General features: G+C 68.3%; 19 protein-coding genes. 8 read left to right on the plus strand and 11 right to left on the minus strand.

Annotated features, from left to right (window positions below; genetic code table 11):
* Positions 1-206: 206 nt before the first annotated feature.
* Entirely contained in the window at positions 207-1,214 is a 1,008-nt protein-coding gene (locus IAG44_RS22060; protein WP_281404298.1) for a C40 family peptidase, read from the plus strand.
* A 151-nt stretch (positions 1,215-1,365) separates the two neighbouring features.
* A complete protein-coding gene (locus IAG44_RS22065) occupies positions 1,366-2,058 on the plus strand; it encodes a phosphatase PAP2 family protein (RefSeq protein ID WP_187748792.1) in 693 nt (230 codons plus the stop codon).
* Positions 2,059-2,114: 56 nt separating this feature from the next.
* On the opposite strand, the gene IAG44_RS22070 is transcribed toward IAG44_RS22065, so the two are convergent.
* Positions 2,115-3,647 carry an FAD-binding oxidoreductase gene (locus IAG44_RS22070; RefSeq protein WP_187748793.1) on the minus strand — a complete coding sequence of 511 codons (1,533 nt, stop codon included), beginning with the start codon at positions 3,645-3,647 and terminating at the stop codon, positions 2,115-2,117.
* Positions 3,648-3,761: 114 nt separating this feature from the next.
* Positions 3,762-3,938, minus strand: coding sequence for a hypothetical protein (locus tag IAG44_RS22075; RefSeq protein ID WP_187748794.1), 177 nt, complete (start codon positions 3,936-3,938; stop codon positions 3,762-3,764).
* 126 nt (positions 3,939-4,064) lie between these two features.
* On the opposite strand from IAG44_RS22075, the gene IAG44_RS22080 reads away from it, so the two are divergent.
* Entirely contained in the window at positions 4,065-4,889 is an 825-nt protein-coding gene (locus tag IAG44_RS22080) for an SCO4651 family lipoprotein (RefSeq protein WP_187748795.1), read from the plus strand.
* Positions 4,890-5,014: 125 nt separating this feature from the next.
* A complete protein-coding gene (locus tag IAG44_RS22085) occupies positions 5,015-5,635 on the plus strand; it encodes a ribonuclease domain-containing protein (RefSeq protein ID WP_187748796.1) in 621 nt (206 codons plus the stop codon).
* A gap of 49 nt (positions 5,636-5,684) precedes the next feature.
* Here the strand turns inward: IAG44_RS22085 and IAG44_RS22090 are convergent, their stop codons facing one another.
* A complete protein-coding gene (locus tag IAG44_RS22090) occupies positions 5,685-6,683 on the minus strand; it encodes an inorganic phosphate transporter (protein WP_187748797.1) in 999 nt (332 codons plus the stop codon).
* Positions 6,684-6,689: 6 nt separating this feature from the next.
* Positions 6,690-7,310, minus strand: a complete 621-nt coding sequence (locus tag IAG44_RS22095; RefSeq protein ID WP_187748798.1) for a DUF47 domain-containing protein — start codon at positions 7,308-7,310, stop codon at positions 6,690-6,692.
* Between the two features lie 194 nt (positions 7,311-7,504).
* On the opposite strand from IAG44_RS22095, the gene IAG44_RS22100 reads away from it, so the two are divergent.
* Entirely contained in the window at positions 7,505-7,873 is a 369-nt protein-coding gene (locus IAG44_RS22100; protein ID WP_187748799.1) for a metal-sensitive transcriptional regulator, read from the plus strand.
* A 487-nt stretch (positions 7,874-8,360) separates the two neighbouring features.
* Here the strand turns inward: IAG44_RS22100 and IAG44_RS22105 are convergent, their stop codons facing one another.
* The 6 genes from IAG44_RS22105 to IAG44_RS43650 form a co-directional block, all read right to left on the minus strand.
* On the minus strand, positions 8,361-8,549 hold the full coding sequence (locus tag IAG44_RS22105) for a hypothetical protein (RefSeq protein WP_187748800.1): 189 nt from the start codon (positions 8,547-8,549) through the stop codon (positions 8,361-8,363).
* Between the two features lie 140 nt (positions 8,550-8,689).
* Positions 8,690-9,013, minus strand: a complete 324-nt coding sequence (locus IAG44_RS22110; RefSeq protein ID WP_187748801.1) for a hypothetical protein — start codon at positions 9,011-9,013, stop codon at positions 8,690-8,692.
* A gap of 70 nt (positions 9,014-9,083) precedes the next feature.
* Positions 9,084-9,749 carry a class I SAM-dependent methyltransferase gene (locus IAG44_RS22115; RefSeq protein WP_187748802.1) on the minus strand — a complete coding sequence of 222 codons (666 nt, stop codon included), beginning with the start codon at positions 9,747-9,749 and terminating at the stop codon, positions 9,084-9,086.
* Positions 9,750-9,833: 84 nt separating this feature from the next.
* Positions 9,834-10,346, minus strand: coding sequence for a hypothetical protein (locus IAG44_RS22120; protein WP_187748803.1), 513 nt, complete (start codon positions 10,344-10,346; stop codon positions 9,834-9,836).
* 315 nt (positions 10,347-10,661) lie between these two features.
* Positions 10,662-10,892 carry a hypothetical protein gene (locus IAG44_RS22125; protein WP_187748804.1) on the minus strand — a complete coding sequence of 77 codons (231 nt, stop codon included), beginning with the start codon at positions 10,890-10,892 and terminating at the stop codon, positions 10,662-10,664.
* A 40-nt stretch (positions 10,893-10,932) separates the two neighbouring features.
* Positions 10,933-11,541, minus strand: a complete 609-nt coding sequence (locus tag IAG44_RS43650; protein ID WP_246561965.1) for an ATP-binding protein — start codon at positions 11,539-11,541, stop codon at positions 10,933-10,935.
* Positions 11,542-11,862: 321 nt separating this feature from the next.
* On the opposite strand from IAG44_RS43650, the gene IAG44_RS22135 reads away from it, so the two are divergent.
* The 3 genes from IAG44_RS22135 (at position 11,863) to hemC (ending at position 14,553) form a co-directional block, all read left to right on the plus strand.
* A complete protein-coding gene (locus IAG44_RS22135; protein ID WP_187748805.1) occupies positions 11,863-13,110 on the plus strand; it encodes a helix-turn-helix transcriptional regulator in 1,248 nt (415 codons plus the stop codon).
* Between the two features lie 13 nt (positions 13,111-13,123).
* Positions 13,124-13,483, plus strand: coding sequence for a hypothetical protein (locus tag IAG44_RS22140; protein WP_187748806.1), 360 nt, complete (start codon positions 13,124-13,126; stop codon positions 13,481-13,483).
* A gap of 296 nt (positions 13,484-13,779) precedes the next feature.
* Positions 13,780-14,553, plus strand: coding sequence for a hydroxymethylbilane synthase (hemC, locus tag IAG44_RS22145; RefSeq protein WP_246564262.1), 774 nt, complete (start codon positions 13,780-13,782; stop codon positions 14,551-14,553).
* Positions 14,554-14,772: 219 nt separating this feature from the next.
* Here hemC and pstB read toward each other — a convergent pair whose 3' ends face one another.
* Positions 14,773-15,549, minus strand: coding sequence for a phosphate ABC transporter ATP-binding protein PstB (gene pstB, locus IAG44_RS22150; protein WP_187748807.1), 777 nt, complete (start codon positions 15,547-15,549; stop codon positions 14,773-14,775).
* Between the last annotated feature and the right edge of the window lie 29 nt (positions 15,550-15,578).

The following is a 15,578-nucleotide window of genomic DNA, read 5'->3' on the forward strand; positions in this document are numbered from 1 at the left end:
GCCTCCGTCCCGGACGTCCGGTGCCGGAGCTGTGGCGCCCTCCATGAAGCCGACGAGCCCTGCGGGGCGGCGGATCGGGTGGGGGATCGGGCGGGGGATTAGAACGCCCTCGCGATGGACAGTGTCCGACCAGGGCGGAACTACCCGTACGTGGCGGGGTGCGGCCGTAGACTGACGCGCGGTGACTCCTGGGCGACGAGGGGCGGTTGACGGTGCGTAAGGCGTGGATCTGGGCGACCGCGGTCGCCGGGGCCGGGCTCGCGTTCGTCATGGTGCTCGTCGTCGGCGTGTACCTGGTCGCCGGGAACATGGCCAACGGGGTCGGCGGAGGGACCAAGGCGCTCGCCAAGGGCTCCGTCCCCGCCGCGTACGCCACGCTGGTGCAGAAGTGGGGGAACATGTGTTCCGCCATCAATCCGGCCCTGCTCGCCGCGCAGCTCTACCAGGAGAGCGGATTCAACCCCCGGGCCCAGAGCGCCGCCGCCGCGCAGGGAATAGCGCAATTCATTCCGGGCACCTGGGCGACGCACGGGGTCGACGGGAACGGGGACGGCCGACGGGACGTCTGGGATCCCGCCGACGCCATTCCGTCCGCCGCCGCATATGACTGCGAACTCGCCAAATACGTCAAGGACGTTCCGGGCGATCCCACGCACAACATGCTCGCCGCCTACAACGCGGGCGCGTATGCGGTCATCAAATACGGGGGTGTTCCTCCGTACAAAGAGACCCAGAATTACGTCCGGATCATCACCAGCCTGGAAAAGAGCTTCGCCGCGCCGGTCGGGCGGGTTTCGCCGTCCGAGCAGGCCGCGGGGGCGATCTACTACGCGCAGAAGAAACTCGGCACGCCGTATCTCTGGGGCGGCGACGGGACCGCGGCCGACGGCGGGCGGTTCGACTGCTCGGGGCTGACGAAGGCGGCGTACGAAAGCGTCGGGATCGAGCTGCCGCGTGTCGCGAACGACCAGTACAACGCGGGTCCGCACCCCTCGCGGGACGAACTCCTCCCCGGTGACCTGGTGTTCTTCTCCGACGACCTCACCAACTCGCGGGCCATCCGGCACGTCGGGATCTACGTCGGCGGCGGGTACATGATCGACGCGCCGCGCACCGGCGCGGTCATCCGGTTCGACCCCATCGACACCCCCGACTACTTCGGGGCGACCCGGGTCACGGAGGATGGCGCGAAAGCGCTGCCCACGAATGTCTGAAAACGGTTGAGGGCCCCTTAAACCAACCCTGGGCTCGGTCGGGGCATCTCCCTTCGATAACGTCTCAGTGATCATTCAGTGGAGACAGGAACGCGACAAGCGGGGCCGTGCGTTCCTGTTGAGACAACCACGACGAAGGGGCCGCAGCACCATGGCTGGACTCGCCGATTCCGGATCCAACCCCGATGTCGACCTGCTCTACGACATCAATGGCCTCGCCAAGGACGCGCCGCACTGGCTCGACCGGATCGTCGGGTTCGTCGGCGAATACGGGCTCCTGTTCGCGATGATCGGGCTCATCGTGTGGTGCTGGCTGGGCGTGCGGCGGCGGGCCGCTTCCGCCGAGGAGGCGGCGTCCTCGGTCGCCGCGCTCGTCTGGGCGCCGCTCGCGGCCGGTGTCGCCGTCCTCGTCAACGTCCCCATTCGCGGGTTCGTCGAACGGCCCCGGCCGTTCAATGACCACCAGGGGCTGGAAGTGCTGGTCTCCGGGAAGACGGACTACTCGTTCGTCAGCGACCACGCGACGATCACCATGGCGATGGGGGTCGCGCTGTTCGTCGCGAACCGGCGGTTCGGGGTGTGGGGGCTGGTGCTGGGGGTGCTGGAAGGGTTCTGCCGGGTCTACATGGGGGTGCACTACCCGACGGACGTCATCGGCGGGTTCGCGCTCGGCACGGCCGTCGCGCTGCTGCTGTCGCCGCTCGCCTCCGCGCTGCTGACGCCGGTGCTGAAGGCGATCGAGCGGTCGCCCCGGGTGGGGTGGCTGGTGCGGAGCCGGGCGGCGCGGGTGGCGTTCGTACCGGGGGCGCGGACGGAGGTCGGGGAGCGGGATCTGGCCGCGTAGGAAGTCGACGGGAGAGAAGACGGCACGCGTTTCGCGTGCCGTCTTTTTTACGGGCCTCAGATCCCCTGCGGGTACGTGAAGAACCTCGTCGGGTCGTACTTCTGCTTCACCTTCGCCAGCCTCGGGGCCGCGTCGCCGTAGTACGCCGTGCGCCAGTTCGTGAGGGTGGGGTCCGTGTAGTTCTGGTAGGCCGCGCCGGACGCGTACGGGCGCATCGCCTTGTGGGCGGTGTTCAGCCAGGACTGGGCCGTCGTCCCCGGCGTGCCGGACTTCCACGAGGCGATGTACTGGGCGAGGAAGCGGGAGCGGCGGTGGACGAAGGCCGTCGCCGTCGGGGAGACGCGGTTGACGGCGCCGCCCAGCGCCGTGAGGGCGACGCTGCCGGCGCCGCCCTGGACCGCGCGCATCTGCTTGAGGAGCGTCTGGATCCCGGCCTCGGAGAGGGACTTGTCGAAGAAGTCGGAGCGGGCCGTGTACGTCTCGCGGCTCAGCTTGCCGCCCGGCGTGCGGTTCGGGGTCGTGCCGGGGAGGTGACAGCTCACGGGCTCGCTGTACGAGGAGCAGCCCGCGTACACCTCCATCGCCTCGGCGTACGAGCGCCGCCGCAGCGAGACCGACCTCGGCTGGCCGGCCTTCGCCACGAGACGGTCCACCGCGTTCTGGAGCTCGCCGTACGTGCCCAGCGAGAACGCGGCCATGGAGATCGTCGGGGTGCCGCCGGAGGAGTTGGAGAAGCTGAGCGCCGACCAGATCTCGTCCGGCTGGGACGGCCCCCACGCCTGCCAGGCCCGCAGCACCGCCGCAGCCTTCGCCCACGGCCAGGTGACGTACCCGGAGACGGCCTGCGGCGCCGGGTGCGTCCTGAACTGCAGCTCCGTGACGACGCCGAAGTTGCCGTTGCCCGCGCCGCGCAGCGCCCAGAACAGGTCCGGGTTCTGCTTGGCGTTGGCGACGAGCTGCCTGCCGTCCGCCGTCACGATCGTCGCCTGCGTGAGGCTGTCGCAGGTCAGGCCGTACGCGCGCGACACCACGCCGTGGCCGCCGCCGAGGACGAGGCCGGAGACGCCGACGGAGGGGCAGGAACCGGCGGGGACCGTGACGCCCTTCGCGGTGAGCGCGCGGTAGACGTCGATCAGCTTCGCGCCGGCGCCGACGACGGCCGTGCCGCCGCCGACCCTGACGCCCTTCAGCTTGGAGACGTCGACGATCAGCCGGCCGTCGCCCGAGGACCAACCCGCGTACGAGTGGCCGCCGTTGCGGATCGCGACCTTCAGTTTCTGGGCGCGGGCGAAGGCGAGGGTCGTGCGGATGTCCTCGGTGTGGGCGACGTAGGCGACGGCCGTGGGCTTCAGGTTGTCGAAGCGGGTGTTGTAGAGCTGGCGGGCGGTCGCCCACTCGGCCTCGCCGGGGCGGATCAGGGGGCCGTCGAGGTCGGCGGCGAGGGCCTTCCAGTCGGTGGCGGCGAGGGCGGTGGTGGCGAAGCGGCCGGAGGTGGCGGGGGTGGGGGAGGCGGTCGTGGATGTGCAGCCGGTGGTGGCCGCCGCGGCGGTGAGTGCGGCCGCGCCGCCGATGAACATGCGCCGTTCCATGGTCGTTCGCCCTCCGTCGCGGCTTTGCGCCGTCTCCTGCGTTTGTCGAACGAGACGGGTTCCCGGGGAGGAGGGTTCCCATGGGTTTCTGTCGGCCGTCCGTGGGTGTCTCTGTCAGCCGTTCGCGTGGGACTCCGCGTCCGTGCGGGCGAGGCTTCTCGCTCTGCGGGCCGGGCCGCGCCAGCCGCAGGTGCAGCGGGCGAAGCAGAAACGGCCCTGTTCGACGGTGGTGGCGAGGTGGTCGCCGTCGGTCTCGCCAGTGGGGGTGGGGGCGCCGTCCGGATGCGTCACGTACTCCACGGTACCCAGCGCCGGTAAGGGGATTCTCAGGGGTGTGTCAGGGGTGTGCGGGCGTGACGGTGGTACTTGCCGGTCGTTGAACCCGGGGGACAAGCCCGCGATCTGGGGGTCGGCAGGATGCAGTACAAACGGGGCGGTGCGGTGGCCGTCGCGGGGCTGGTGGCCGGGGTGGTGGCCGGGGCCACGGGGTGTGTCGGAAGCGGAGCCGTGGCGGACGACTCGCCGGGCCAGGATCCGGTGGGCACCCTGCACCGGGCCGCGGACACGCTGCTCGCGGCGGGGAGTTCACGGGCGCAGACGTCCATGGAGATGGCCACGGGCGGGACCCGGGTGACGATCCGGGGGGAGGGCGTGTACGACTACCGGCGGCAGCTCGGGCAGCTTCGGGTCGTGCTGCCGCAGGACCCGTCCGGGGTCAGCGAGCACCGTCCGATCACCGAACTCCTCGCGCCCGGCGCACTGTTCATGAAGAACCGGGGAGCCGGGGTGCCTGCGGACAAATGGGTCCGGGTGGACACGGCGACCCTCTCCGACGGGAACCTCGTCACCGGCGGCGCCACCGATCCGTTCGCGGCCGCCGAGCTGCTGCGGGGGGTGCGGACGGCGACCTACGTCGGGGAGAGCGAGGTCGCCGGGGTCGGGGTGCGGCACTATCGCGGGACCGTCGATCTCGCGCTCGCCGCGCGCGGGGCCACCGCCGGGAACCGGGCCTCGCTCGCCGCCGCGGCGGAGGGCTTCGCCACCGCCGAGGTGCCGTTCGACGTCTACCTCGACGAACAGGGGCGCATCCGCAAGGTGCGGCACCGGTTCAGCTTCGTCAACAGCGGGCGGCGGGGGGTGGTGGCCGTCGCGTCCACCGTCCTCCTCTACGACTTCGGGACACCGGCCGTGGTGACGCTGCCGGAGTCCCGGGACATCTACGCGGGGCGGATCGCGGAGTAGGGGGTGGAGGCGAGGTTCTGCCCCACCGGATCGACCCGCGCCTGTTACACCACCGCGCGCCCACCGCCCCCTTCGCTCCCTACGTTGCTCCCGGCACCAAGCCCCCCCCACACCGAGGAGCACCGATGCACCCCACCCCCGTGGAGACCCCCCGCACTCCCCGCACCATATGGCGACACGACCGCCGCTACCTGGCCCTCTTCCTCCTGCTGGCCACCCTGTTCACGGGCGCGCTCCAGGCCACCCCCGCGCTACAGCCGACGGCGAGCGCCGCGGTCTCCGGGAACATCAACGGGACGACGAACCCGCCGAACGGCCTCGGCTTCGTCAACGCGATCAACTACTGGAGCGGACGGGGCTGGCCGAACCTGGCAGCCAACCGCACGGACGACCGCATCCTGTGCAACCTCCAGCCCGCACGCGGCGGCTGCGTCAACACCCGCCAGTTCATCGACGGCGGCGGCCGGTACGCCGACCGCGACGGCCAGCTGCGCCGCTACCTGCTCGGCGGCGGCTCCGGCGCCCCCGTCTGCGCCGCCCACGGCTCGACGCCCTGCACCGGCGGCCCGAACGTGGGCACGTGGATCGGCTTCTTCCACGAGTACGACGTCGAGTGGCGCGACACCCGCCGGGGCGACCGCGGCCGCCTGCGCATCGTCCGCGTCCACGGCGGCCCGAACGACGGCGACACGTTCGTGACGACGGACCACTACAGCAACTTCACGTACGTCGGCCCGCGCTTCTGAGCACGACGGACGCCCGGACCAGACCCCCATGCTGGTCCGGGCGTACCCCTCAGAGAAACGCCAGTTTCACGATCCCGAATACGGCGGCGGCGACCAGCGCAGCCGCGGGCATCGTGATGAACCACCCGAGAATGATGTTCTTGGCGACCCCCCACCGCACCGCGTTGATCCGCTTGGTGGCCCCCACACCCATGATCGCGGAGGTGATGACATGGGTCGTGGAAATGGGCGCCTTGAAAAGAAAAGCGGTGGTGAACATGATCGACGCGCCCGTGGTCTCCGCCGCGAACCCCTGCGGCGGATCCAGCTCGATGATCTTCCGCCCGAGCGTCCGCATGATCCGCCACCCGCCCGCGTACGTCCCGAGCGACAGCATGACGGCGCAGAGGATCTTCACCCAGACGGGGATCGGGTCCCCGTAGTCCTCGACGTCGGCGATGACGAGCGCCATGACGACGATCCCCATCGTCTTCTGCGCGTCCTGGAGCCCGTGCCCGAGCGCCATGCCCGCGGCCGACACCGTCTGCGCGATCCGGAACCCCCGCTTGGCCTTGTGCGGATTGGCCCGCCGGAAGATCCACATGATCGCGGTCATCACGAGATACCCGATGACGAGCCCGACGACCGGCGAGACGAACATCGGAATGACGATCTTCTCCAGAACCCCGTGCCAGTAGACGGTGGTCCCCCCGGCGAGCGCGGCCCCGACCATTCCCCCGAACAACGCGTGCGAGGAAGAGGACGGCAGCCCGAAATACCAGGTGACGAGATTCCAGGTGATGGCGCCGACGAGAGCGGCGAAGAGAATCCCCATTCCCTTCGAACCCTCGGGCGTCTGAATGAGCCCTTCGCTGACGGTCTTGGCGACACCGGAACCGAGAAAGGCCCCGGCGAGATTCATCACGGCGGCCATCGCGAGCGCGGCCCGCGGGGTGAGCGCCCGGGTGGACACCGACGTAGCGATCGCGTTGGCGGAGTCGTGGAAGCCGTTGGTGTACGTGAAGAAGAGCGCGACCAGGACGGTCACGACCAGAGCGAACGTGTCCACGACGGCTCAGGACTCCTTGACGGCGATGGTCTCCACCGTGTTCGCCACATGCTCGAACGCGTCGGCGGCCTCTTCGAGGACGTCGACGATCTGCTTCAGCTTCAGCACCTCGATGGCGTCGTACTTCCCGTTGAACAGGTGCGCCAGCAGCTTGCGGTGGATCTGGTCGGCCTGGTTCTCCAGGCGGTTGACCTCGATCCAGTACTCGGTGAGGTTCTCCATCGTCCGCAGGTTCGGCATCGCCTCGGCGGTCAGCTCCGCCGCCCGCGCCAGCACCTCGATCTGCTGCTCGACGCCCTTGGGCAGTTCCTCGACGTTGTAGAGGACGACGAGGTCGACGGCCTCCTCCATGAAGTCCATGATGTCGTCGAGGGAGGACGCGAGGGAGTAGATGTCCTCGCGGTCGAACGGCGTGATGAACGAGGAGTTCAGCTGGTGGAAGATCGCGTGCGTGGCGTCGTCACCGGCGTGTTCGGCGGCCCGCATGCGTTCGGCGATCTCGGCCCGGCCGGCGGTGTCCGCCCCGAGCAGTTCCATCAGGAGTTTCGAGCCCGTGACGATGTTGTCCGCGGACGCGGCGAACATGTCGTAGAAGCTCGTCTCCCTGGGGGTCAGACGAAAGCGCACGTGGGGTCCTCGGTATGCATCGGTTTCGGTCAGGCTGATGCTAAGCGCATCATCCGGTCAGGGCTAAGGGGCCGTCCCCCAGTGTCGCCCATCAGGCACAGTGACCAGCACGGGGTGGGACCAAGACCCCTATACCCAGCAAACTTGGTTACGATATACCCACTAGGGGTATACAAGACGAACTGGAGGACGCGATGACGACCACCGAGGCCGAGCACACCCCGACGCCCTCCGAAACCCCGGCCGCCGACGAACACCCGACGACCGCCGGTGAGCACACGACGCACGGGTACCACAAACAGAAGGACGAACACCTCAAGCGCCTGCGCCGCATCGAGGGCCAGATCCGCGGCCTCCAGCGCATGGTCGACGAGGACGTCTACTGCATCGACATACTCACCCAGGTCTCCGCCTCCACCAAGGCCCTCCAGTCCTTCGCCCTCCAACTCCTCGAAGAACACCTCCGCCACTGCGTCGCCGACGCGGCCCTCAAGGGCGGCGACGAGATCAACGCGAAGGTGGAGGAGGCGACGAAGGCGATCGCGAGGATGCTCCGCACGTGAGCCTCCGGCGGTGCGGCGGGGGACGGGGGCGGAGGGACGCTTGTTTTTGAGACGCCCGGCGTTGAAGGCACTCGCGGGGGTAAGACGCGGCGGGTAAGGATTCCGCACGGGAGGCGCCCAGCACCTCCTTGACGCCTCCGGCACAAGAACGGCTCACGCCTGCCACGCCCGATGGAAGGGGCGCTCGGCCTCAGACGCGCCTGACGCGGCATGTCCGGAGCCCGGCGCCAGGGGGGCACCCCGCGTCCGACGCTCCGCTCGCGAGGGCGCCCTGCACGTGACGCCTCCGGCGGGATCCCGCTCGGCGCCGGACACCTCCAGCGCAAGTCCCCGCCCCCGACGAGGGCCCGGCTTCCGTCGCAAGGCTCAGGTTCCCGGCGTGAGGCCCCGGCTCCCGACGTGAGGCCGGCGCCCGATCAACTCCCGGCCCCCGGCGTCTCCGCTCGCGAGGGTGCCCGGCGTCACCGTCCGGACGGTGTGCGCGGTCTCACGCCCCGGGCGGCGGCTCGTCCCGGCCGGGTTCGCGTACTCGGACGACCCGCAGCACCTCGTCGATCGAGTCCAGGCTCAACCGCTCGCCCGCCGCGGACGACGCCGCGATCATCAGCTCCCCGCACAGCTCGATCTCGGCGAGGGCCACATGGTCCTGCACCGCCGTACCAGCACCCGAAGCCATGCGCACCACCTTGTCCCTACCGACGCCGACACCGACCCCCAAGCGTAGGCAGCCCCCCGCCCTCGGCGCATGGCACGGAAGAACTAGCCCTCCCTGGCCCGCCCGACTGGGCGGGTAGGCCAGGGAGGGCGCGTCGCTGGCTACGCGCTGGCCCTGAAGTCGTCGGGGCCGAAGGGGGCACCGTCGTAGGTGTAGGGGTGGTCGACGCCCAGCGTCGCGTAGGCCGCTGCTTGTCGGCGTTCCTGCTGGAGGCGTTCCCGTACGGCGTCCGCCTCTGCCTGGCGGCGGAAGATCGCGGCGGCTTCTTCCTTGCTGGGGCTGGTCCACGGGCGGGTCCAGGGGCTGACGTACGGCTCCGCGACGGCGGGGGGCGTGCACTTGCGGCGCTTGCCCTGGGCGGGGAGGAGGTACGAGAGCAGGGTGTGCAGGCACGCCGAAATGGCGCGCGCGATAGAGTCGCGCACGGCGACAGACCCTTCAGAAGTGATGTCGTCACGGCCTCGTCAGCGTTGGGTTCTGTGATCTTCCGTTCGGTTATGAAGGGATCGTGCTCTCGACCAGGAGTGTGCCGATGTGGCCGGCCGTCGGGGCGGGCAGGACGCGGGGGTTCGCGCTCTCGAATCCGGCGGACAGGAGGAGGCTTCGCCACATCGCCGGGGTGTAGCTGTAGCGGTAGGTGTAGGTCGCCGGGCCCGCGAATCCGCCCTTGTACATGCCTTGCGGGCCGTACGCGCCGGGGATGGCCGGTGGCTGTGAGAACACGAACCGTCCGCCGGGGTTGAGGCGTTGCCTCACCAGGGGGAGCAGCCGGCGTGGGTCGCTGAACCAGGCCGCGCCGAAGACGGAGTACACGGCGTCGTAGGTGCGGGTGTCGTCGGCCAGGAAGTCGAGTGCTTCGGCGCAGACGAACTCGACGCCGAGGGGGCCCCAGCGTTCGGTCGTGCGGGCGACCATGACCGGGGACATGTCCACCCCGCGAGCCTTCACGCCCTGCCCGGCGAGGTAAGCGAGCGCCCGGCCGGTACCGCAGCCGATCTCCAGCACGCTGTCCGGTTCGCCGAGCAACTCCGGCCCCGGGCCGTGTTCTTGATACTGCGTCCACCGGAAGACGGGGTCGGCCTCGAAGACGTCCGCCTTGGTCGCCTCGGCGTAGGTGTCCCAGACGGAGCGTTCGTGGTCGTAGTTGTGTTCTGCGGTCAACGGGGTTCCTTCGGAGGGGAGTTGAACGGCAGTGCGCTGCCCCTGCCGGAGGGTCGCAGGGGCAGCGCACGTTACCGGGTGTGGTCAGTGGCTGTCGGGCACCTTGTCATCGCACGGGCCGCATTCGGCCGCGTCGACCTCCCACAGTTCGAGGTCGACGTCGAAGCCGTTCGCGCGGATGAGTTCGGCCGTCCGCATGACCGTTCCGTCGCGCCGTCGCTCGACGAGCGGGGCGTGGTGCTTGTACCGGCCGTCGTTGTAGAGCTCGCAGAACGCGAAGTACACGGGCGTGTCCAGGATGATCTGGTGAATGCCGAGGTCGACCGTGTATCCGGGGCCGATGTCGACACCGGGGTTCTCCATGGCCGTGACCAGGTAGGCCACCGCCTGGTCGAGAATGCGTTCTGCCAGGCTACGGACGGCGACACTGTCGCGGAGCAGAAGACGGACCTCCCGCTCGTACAGGTCGATGCCCTGCGCACCGGGAGCCTCGAAGATGTTGTACAGCCGCTCCTTGACGTACGGACGTACGGCGTTGAGGAGTTCGCGGGGGTCTCGCGTCCGCACGCCGCCCGGAACTTCGAACGTGATGGTCATACTGGTGGTGCCCCTTCCATGAGATGGGGTGGAACCCGTCCCGGCGGCGCTCGGCCTGTCCCTGGTTCGAACTGACCGCCGGGACGGGGAACCCCCTTATTTACAGGGGGAGTTGAGGCCCATCCGGTCGCGGATCGCCGACCAGCCCGCGACCGAACGGGAGCTTCACAGGCGGCCGAGAATGGCCGAAGTGAGAAGAGAGATGGAACCTGCGGCGACCACGCCCAGGCAGGTGATCCACCCGTACCGGCGGATGAGTCGCTTCACCTTTTGTCCCACGTCGCTCATCTGCGCCTCACTTCCTCGGGTTGCGCCTCAGCGCATGCCGGTCGAACTCCGCTCGATCTGGCGGCAGACGGCCATGCGGCCACGCATGACGAAGGGGTCGCGCCCCTCGAAGATCAGCACCCTTCCGGCACCGTCCTGCGTCGCGCGCAGGTCGGCGATCCTCAGAAAGATGTCGTAGAGCCATATGCGGTCGCCGACTCGGACGCCGGCCGGGGAAAGCATCGTGACGACCGCGCCCAGAGTCGCGGTCGAAGGCATGCGAGCCAAAGGAGTTGGCCAGCTTGCAGTCATTCCCGCCTCACAGGTGGTCATGGGAGGACGAGTCGTCGCCGATGCTCCGGCCTCGATCGGGGTCCGCAGGACGCAGAATCACGTCCTGGCCAACCTCGGCTCCTTCTCCGATGGCGCCGACCAGATCGAACACCTCCGGACTCACGTCGTTCGGGTGTCCCTTCGGCAGGTGAGGTGGAGGGGTCTCGCGCCCGACCGGAAGGAAAGACGCCGGACGGGAATGGCGGATCGTCTCCTCCAACTGCGGTGCGGCGATCGAGCACCACGTGCGGGCGCCGTCCTCACTGGTGCCCCACCGGTCGGCCAGAGCCTCGACGAGGAACATGCCCCGGCCGCTCTCCCCGTCGGCCGTCGGCTGCCGGACCCGGGGGAACTCGGAGGACCCGTCCGCCACCTCGATGGTGATCTCGCCCGCCCGGTGCGACATGGAGAACGTGATGTCCTCCGTGCCGTACCGGACGGCATTGGTGACCAGCTCGCTGATCAGCAGACTGGCCGTGTCCACAACGGAGTTGAGCCCCCACTTCCTCAGGTGGGCGGCGCCGATCCGGCGCATCTGCCCCACCCGCTGAGGCTCACGGGAGCACGAGACGACGAAACGGTCCGGATGTTCCATGGCTTTCCCCAAGCTCCCCGCCCGCGGCATTCCCCGCTGAGGTGACTCGGCGCCAGCCACGCCGAGGACGCGTAACGCTTCGCGCCGTATCGCGGGGGCGTTCATGCCCTGCAAGGCAAGAGTTGTCACGCTGTCCTCCGTGGGGGTTGGGGGTCAGGAGGTCGCCCTTCCTGCCGAGTTCGGGCAGTTCACGGGCTGGAATCAGCATTCCGAGCGAAACGGCTGCGGACCACGGCGTTCATGGGCCAGTGTTGGGACATCTCTGGGACATGAGACGTGCGCCATAGTTGGATGGACAAGATCCAAGGGAAGGAGTCCCGTATGAGTCTCGCCGAGAGGCGTAAAGCTCAGGGCTTCACCCAGGAAAGTTTCGCCGAGGCGATGGCAGTCGACCGACGCACCGTCGGGCGTTGGGAGACCGGTAAAGGGGAGCCTCAGCCTCCCCAGCGGCCAAAGATGGCCGCGCTGCTACGAATGGATCTCGAAGACCTCGACGCTCTGTTGAACGCGGCCGGAACTCCCGAGGAGGCAGAGGGGCCATCGCCCAGTACCCGTCACAGTCCAGGGGATGCAGACGAGATGATCCGACGTGAGTTCCTGCGCCTCATGACGGTTTCAGGCACGCTCGCCGCCACGCCGGCCAGCACGCCAGATGCTCTGAGTGAGGCTGGATCGCATGGCAGTACGGACGGCTTCGACCTCATGAACGGGCACCTGTGGCAGGTGTATCAGCTTGCTCGCACCAAACAGTCGGTGTACCCCGTTGTGCGAACGCAGCTCTCGACGCTGAATGAAACCCTTTCCGAGGGGGGAATCCCCTTCTCCTCTTTCTGTGTCGCCGCCGCAGATCTCTATCAACTTGCTGGCGAGTTGGCATTCGATGCGAACCGGTATGGGGAAGCAGCCGCTTCCTATGCCTTGGCTGCCACTGCGAGTCGGGAAGCCAAATCGTTTGATCTCTGGGCCTGTGCCTTGATCCGAATCGCTTACGTGGATCTTTCGGAGAAGCGTTATGTGAGAGCTGCTGAAACCCTTGGCGTGGCGCGTCGAATAGCTCTCCAGGGAGATCGAAATCTCTCGACGAGGTATTGGGCAGCCTCGGTCCAAGCGGAGGCGTACGCGTGGCTCCGCGACATTGACGCGTGCAAGGAAGCAATCGACGAAGCTCAGAAGGTGGCGGGCCTACGGGGACAAGCATCCAACGGAGGATGGCTTCGCTTCGATGGCTCGCGTCTCGCGGAAGAGCGCGGCGCCCGGTACTTGCAGCTCGATCAACTGGACTTGGCGGAGGAGGCCCTGTTGACGGCACTCGCTCAGAAGCCACTGGTCTCCGGCGCGTCCTTCCGGCGCAGAGGGGCTGCGCTCACTGACCTCGCAGTCATCGGCGCCAGACGTAAGGACCCCGAACAGGTCGTGCAGTACGGTCACGAAGCCCTTCTCCTGGCTCGGGCGTCCAACTCCGGATACATCGCCCATAGACTCCAGAACCTGACTGCTGAGCTGATCACCTTCGGCCGGGACAGACGAATCACCGAGCTGAAGGCCGAGATCGGCACCCTGACAGTGTGACGAGAGGGGACGGATGTCCGAGAACAACGGCTCGCGGATCTTCCGGGAAGCGTGGATCGCGGGGGTCAGGAAGCACTTCCCCGGCGAGCCCAAGCCGAGCTACGTGACTCCATGGGAGGACATGCCCGACTGGGAGCGCGAGGCTGCGGAAGCCGTGTACAGCCAGGTGCACCAGTTCCTCGAAGTGAGTGCCGGGCACGCGTCCCGCCTGTCGAGGGAGCAGAAGGGGCGGTTCGTCGCCGTCTGCTGGACCGCCCAGATGTACCGGCACTTCGAGGACCCGAAACCCGGCTACGTCGCCGACTGGCCCGACCTGCCGGACTGGCAGAAGGAGACTGACTCCGACATCTTCGAGGCTATCGAGAACGAGTGACTGAACTTGCGAAGCCCTCACTCCCGGAGTGGGGGCTTCGGCTTTTCCTCAATTTATAGACCCGGCGGCGCGTTACCGACGGCGAGTCGAAAAATGTCCAACAGGCTTAGGTGTACGGTGAATTGACGAACCATTGTCTGCCGGAAGTTGATTGATGTGACGACGTATCGGGTCGGTTCACGGGCAAGTAACTTGGTGAAATCCCAGGTTCGCCAGTACCTCGATCTGCTTCGTCCTCGTTTTCTCTCGAAGGCGGCGACAAGGACCGACGGTCGCAGCTCTCCGACGTTTCGGCAATCAGCGGTGGCAGCGCGTTCAGCTCTGCGCAGGAAGCGGCGTTGAGCAGGGGCGAGGTGGATGTGGTCGTCCATTCGCTGAAGGACTTGCCGACGGCGAACCCGCCTGGGCTGACCCTGCTTCCGCCTCCTGGTCGTGAGGATGTCCGGGATGCGCTGTGCGGGTCCACGCTGGCGGGTCTGCGAAAGGGGGCTCGGGTCGGTACCGGTGCTCCGCGGCGGGTTGCTCAGCTTCTGGCCGTGCGCCCTGATCTTGAAGTCGTTCCGATCCGGGGGAACGTGCCGCCTCGGTTGAAGAAGGTCGAGACCATGGGGCTGGATGCGGTGGTGCTCGCTGTGGCGGGGCTTCGGCGCCTGGGGCTGGAGGACGCGATCGGTGAGTTGCTGCCGTTGGACCTTTTTCCGCCGTCGCCAGGGCAGGGGGCTCTCGGTGTTCAGGTGCGGGAGGGCGATGCCGAACTCGCGGTGATCCTCTCCGGCGTGGGGGATCTGGCGGTCGACGCCCAGGTACGAGCGGAACGGGCGTTGCTCGCTGAACTGCACGGTGGGTGCAGTGTCCCTGTGGGGGCGTACGCGGAGACCGGCGCGGGCGGCGACTTGTTGCTGTACGCCCAGGTGACGTCGCTCGACGGGGCCCGGCGGGTCTCGGGCAGTCTGTCCGGCCCGACCGGGGATGCGGAGAAGATCGGTGCGGCCTTGGCTGCCGAGCTGATCGGCCAGGGTGCGCGCTCGATCCTCGACGGGATCCGGGGGCGGGGCGGCGTCGGCCGTTGAGGGGGCGGGCGATCTCCAGGGCGGCGTCGATGAACTGCTCGGGCTGCTGGGACTGGTCTGGAGCTCGCGATCCGTTCCTGCCTTCGGGGCCGTGTCCATCGTGCGGCGGCGTCGTACAGAGTCGACACCGGACGCGCGTGGGCCCGCCCCCGAGACAGGGGGCGGGCCCTTTTGCGGCCTCGCGGTGGCACCGCCATGCAGCACCGCGAGGGGTTCGGGTCAGCCGAAGCGGCCGGAGATGTAGTCCTCGGTGGCCTGGACGGAGGGGTTGGAGAAGATGCGCTCGGTGTCGTCGATCTCGATGAGCTTGCCGGGCTGGCCGACGGCCGCGAGGTTGAAGAAGGCGGTGCGGTCGGAGACGCGGGCGGCCTGCTGCATGTTGTGGGTGACGATGACGATCGTGAAGCGTTCCTTCAGCTCGCCGATCAGGTCCTCGATGGCGAGGGTGGAGATGGGGTCGAGGGCCGAGCAGGGCTCGTCCATCAGGAGGACCTTCGGCTCGACCGCGATCGCGCGGGCGATGCACAGCCGCTGCTGCTGACCGCCCGAGAGGCCGGAACCGGGCTTGTTGAGGCGGTCCTTGACCTCGTTCCAGAGGTTCGCGCCCTTGAGGGACTTCTCGACGATGTCGGCGAGTTCGCTCTTCTTGTAGTCGCCGTTGAGGCGCAGGCCCGCGGCGACGTTGTCGAAGATGGACATCGTGGGGAAGGGGTTGGGGCGCTGGAAGACCATGCCGACCTCGCGGCGCACCGACACGGGGTCGATGCCGGGGCCGTACAGGTCCTCGTCGTCGAGGAGGACCTTGCCCTCGACGCGCCCGCCGGAGGTCACCTCGTGCATGCGGTTGAGGGTGCGCAGGAACGTCGACTTGCCGCAGCCGGAGGGGCCGATGAACGCGGTCACCGTGCGGGGCTCCACGGTCATCGAGATGTCCTCGATCGCCTTGTGGGAGCCGTAGTAGGCGGTCAGACCGCTTACGTCGATTCGCTTCGCCATGTCTACTTCACTTCCAAACAGTCGCTGAC

This window comes from Streptomyces roseirectus (genome assembly GCF_014489635.1).
GTDB lineage: Bacteria > Actinomycetota > Actinomycetes > Streptomycetales > Streptomycetaceae > Streptomyces > Streptomyces roseirectus.

Bases quoted from the DNA above. Each gene is read 5' to 3' on its own strand.
- IAG44_RS22120 (WP_187748803.1), bottom strand. From the start codon at position 10,346: ATGACCATCACGTTCGAAGTTCCGGGCGGCGTGCGGACGCGAGACCCC.
- IAG44_RS22070 (WP_187748793.1), bottom strand. From the start codon at position 3,647: ATGGAACGGCGCATGTTCATCGGCGGCGCGGCCGCACTCACCGCCGCG.
- IAG44_RS22080 (WP_187748795.1), top strand. From the start codon at position 4,065: ATGCAGTACAAACGGGGCGGTGCGGTGGCCGTCGCGGGGCTGGTGGCC.
- IAG44_RS22140 (WP_187748806.1), top strand. From the start codon at position 13,124: ATGTCCGAGAACAACGGCTCGCGGATCTTCCGGGAAGCGTGGATCGCG.
- IAG44_RS22105 (WP_187748800.1), bottom strand. From the start codon at position 8,549: ATGGCTTCGGGTGCTGGTACGGCGGTGCAGGACCATGTGGCCCTCGCC.
- IAG44_RS43650 (WP_246561965.1), bottom strand. From the start codon at position 11,541: ATGGAACATCCGGACCGTTTCGTCGTCTCGTGCTCCCGTGAGCCTCAG.
- IAG44_RS22135 (WP_187748805.1), top strand. From the start codon at position 11,863: ATGAGTCTCGCCGAGAGGCGTAAAGCTCAGGGCTTCACCCAGGAAAGT.
- IAG44_RS22100 (WP_187748799.1), top strand. From the start codon at position 7,505: ATGACGACCACCGAGGCCGAGCACACCCCGACGCCCTCCGAAACCCCG.
- IAG44_RS22065 (WP_187748792.1), top strand. From the start codon at position 1,366: ATGGCTGGACTCGCCGATTCCGGATCCAACCCCGATGTCGACCTGCTC.
- IAG44_RS22085 (WP_187748796.1), top strand. From the start codon at position 5,015: ATGCACCCCACCCCCGTGGAGACCCCCCGCACTCCCCGCACCATATGG.
- pstB (WP_187748807.1), bottom strand. From the start codon at position 15,549: ATGGCGAAGCGAATCGACGTAAGCGGTCTGACCGCCTACTACGGCTCC.
- IAG44_RS22125 (WP_187748804.1), bottom strand. From the start codon at position 10,892: ATGCCTTCGACCGCGACTCTGGGCGCGGTCGTCACGATGCTTTCCCCG.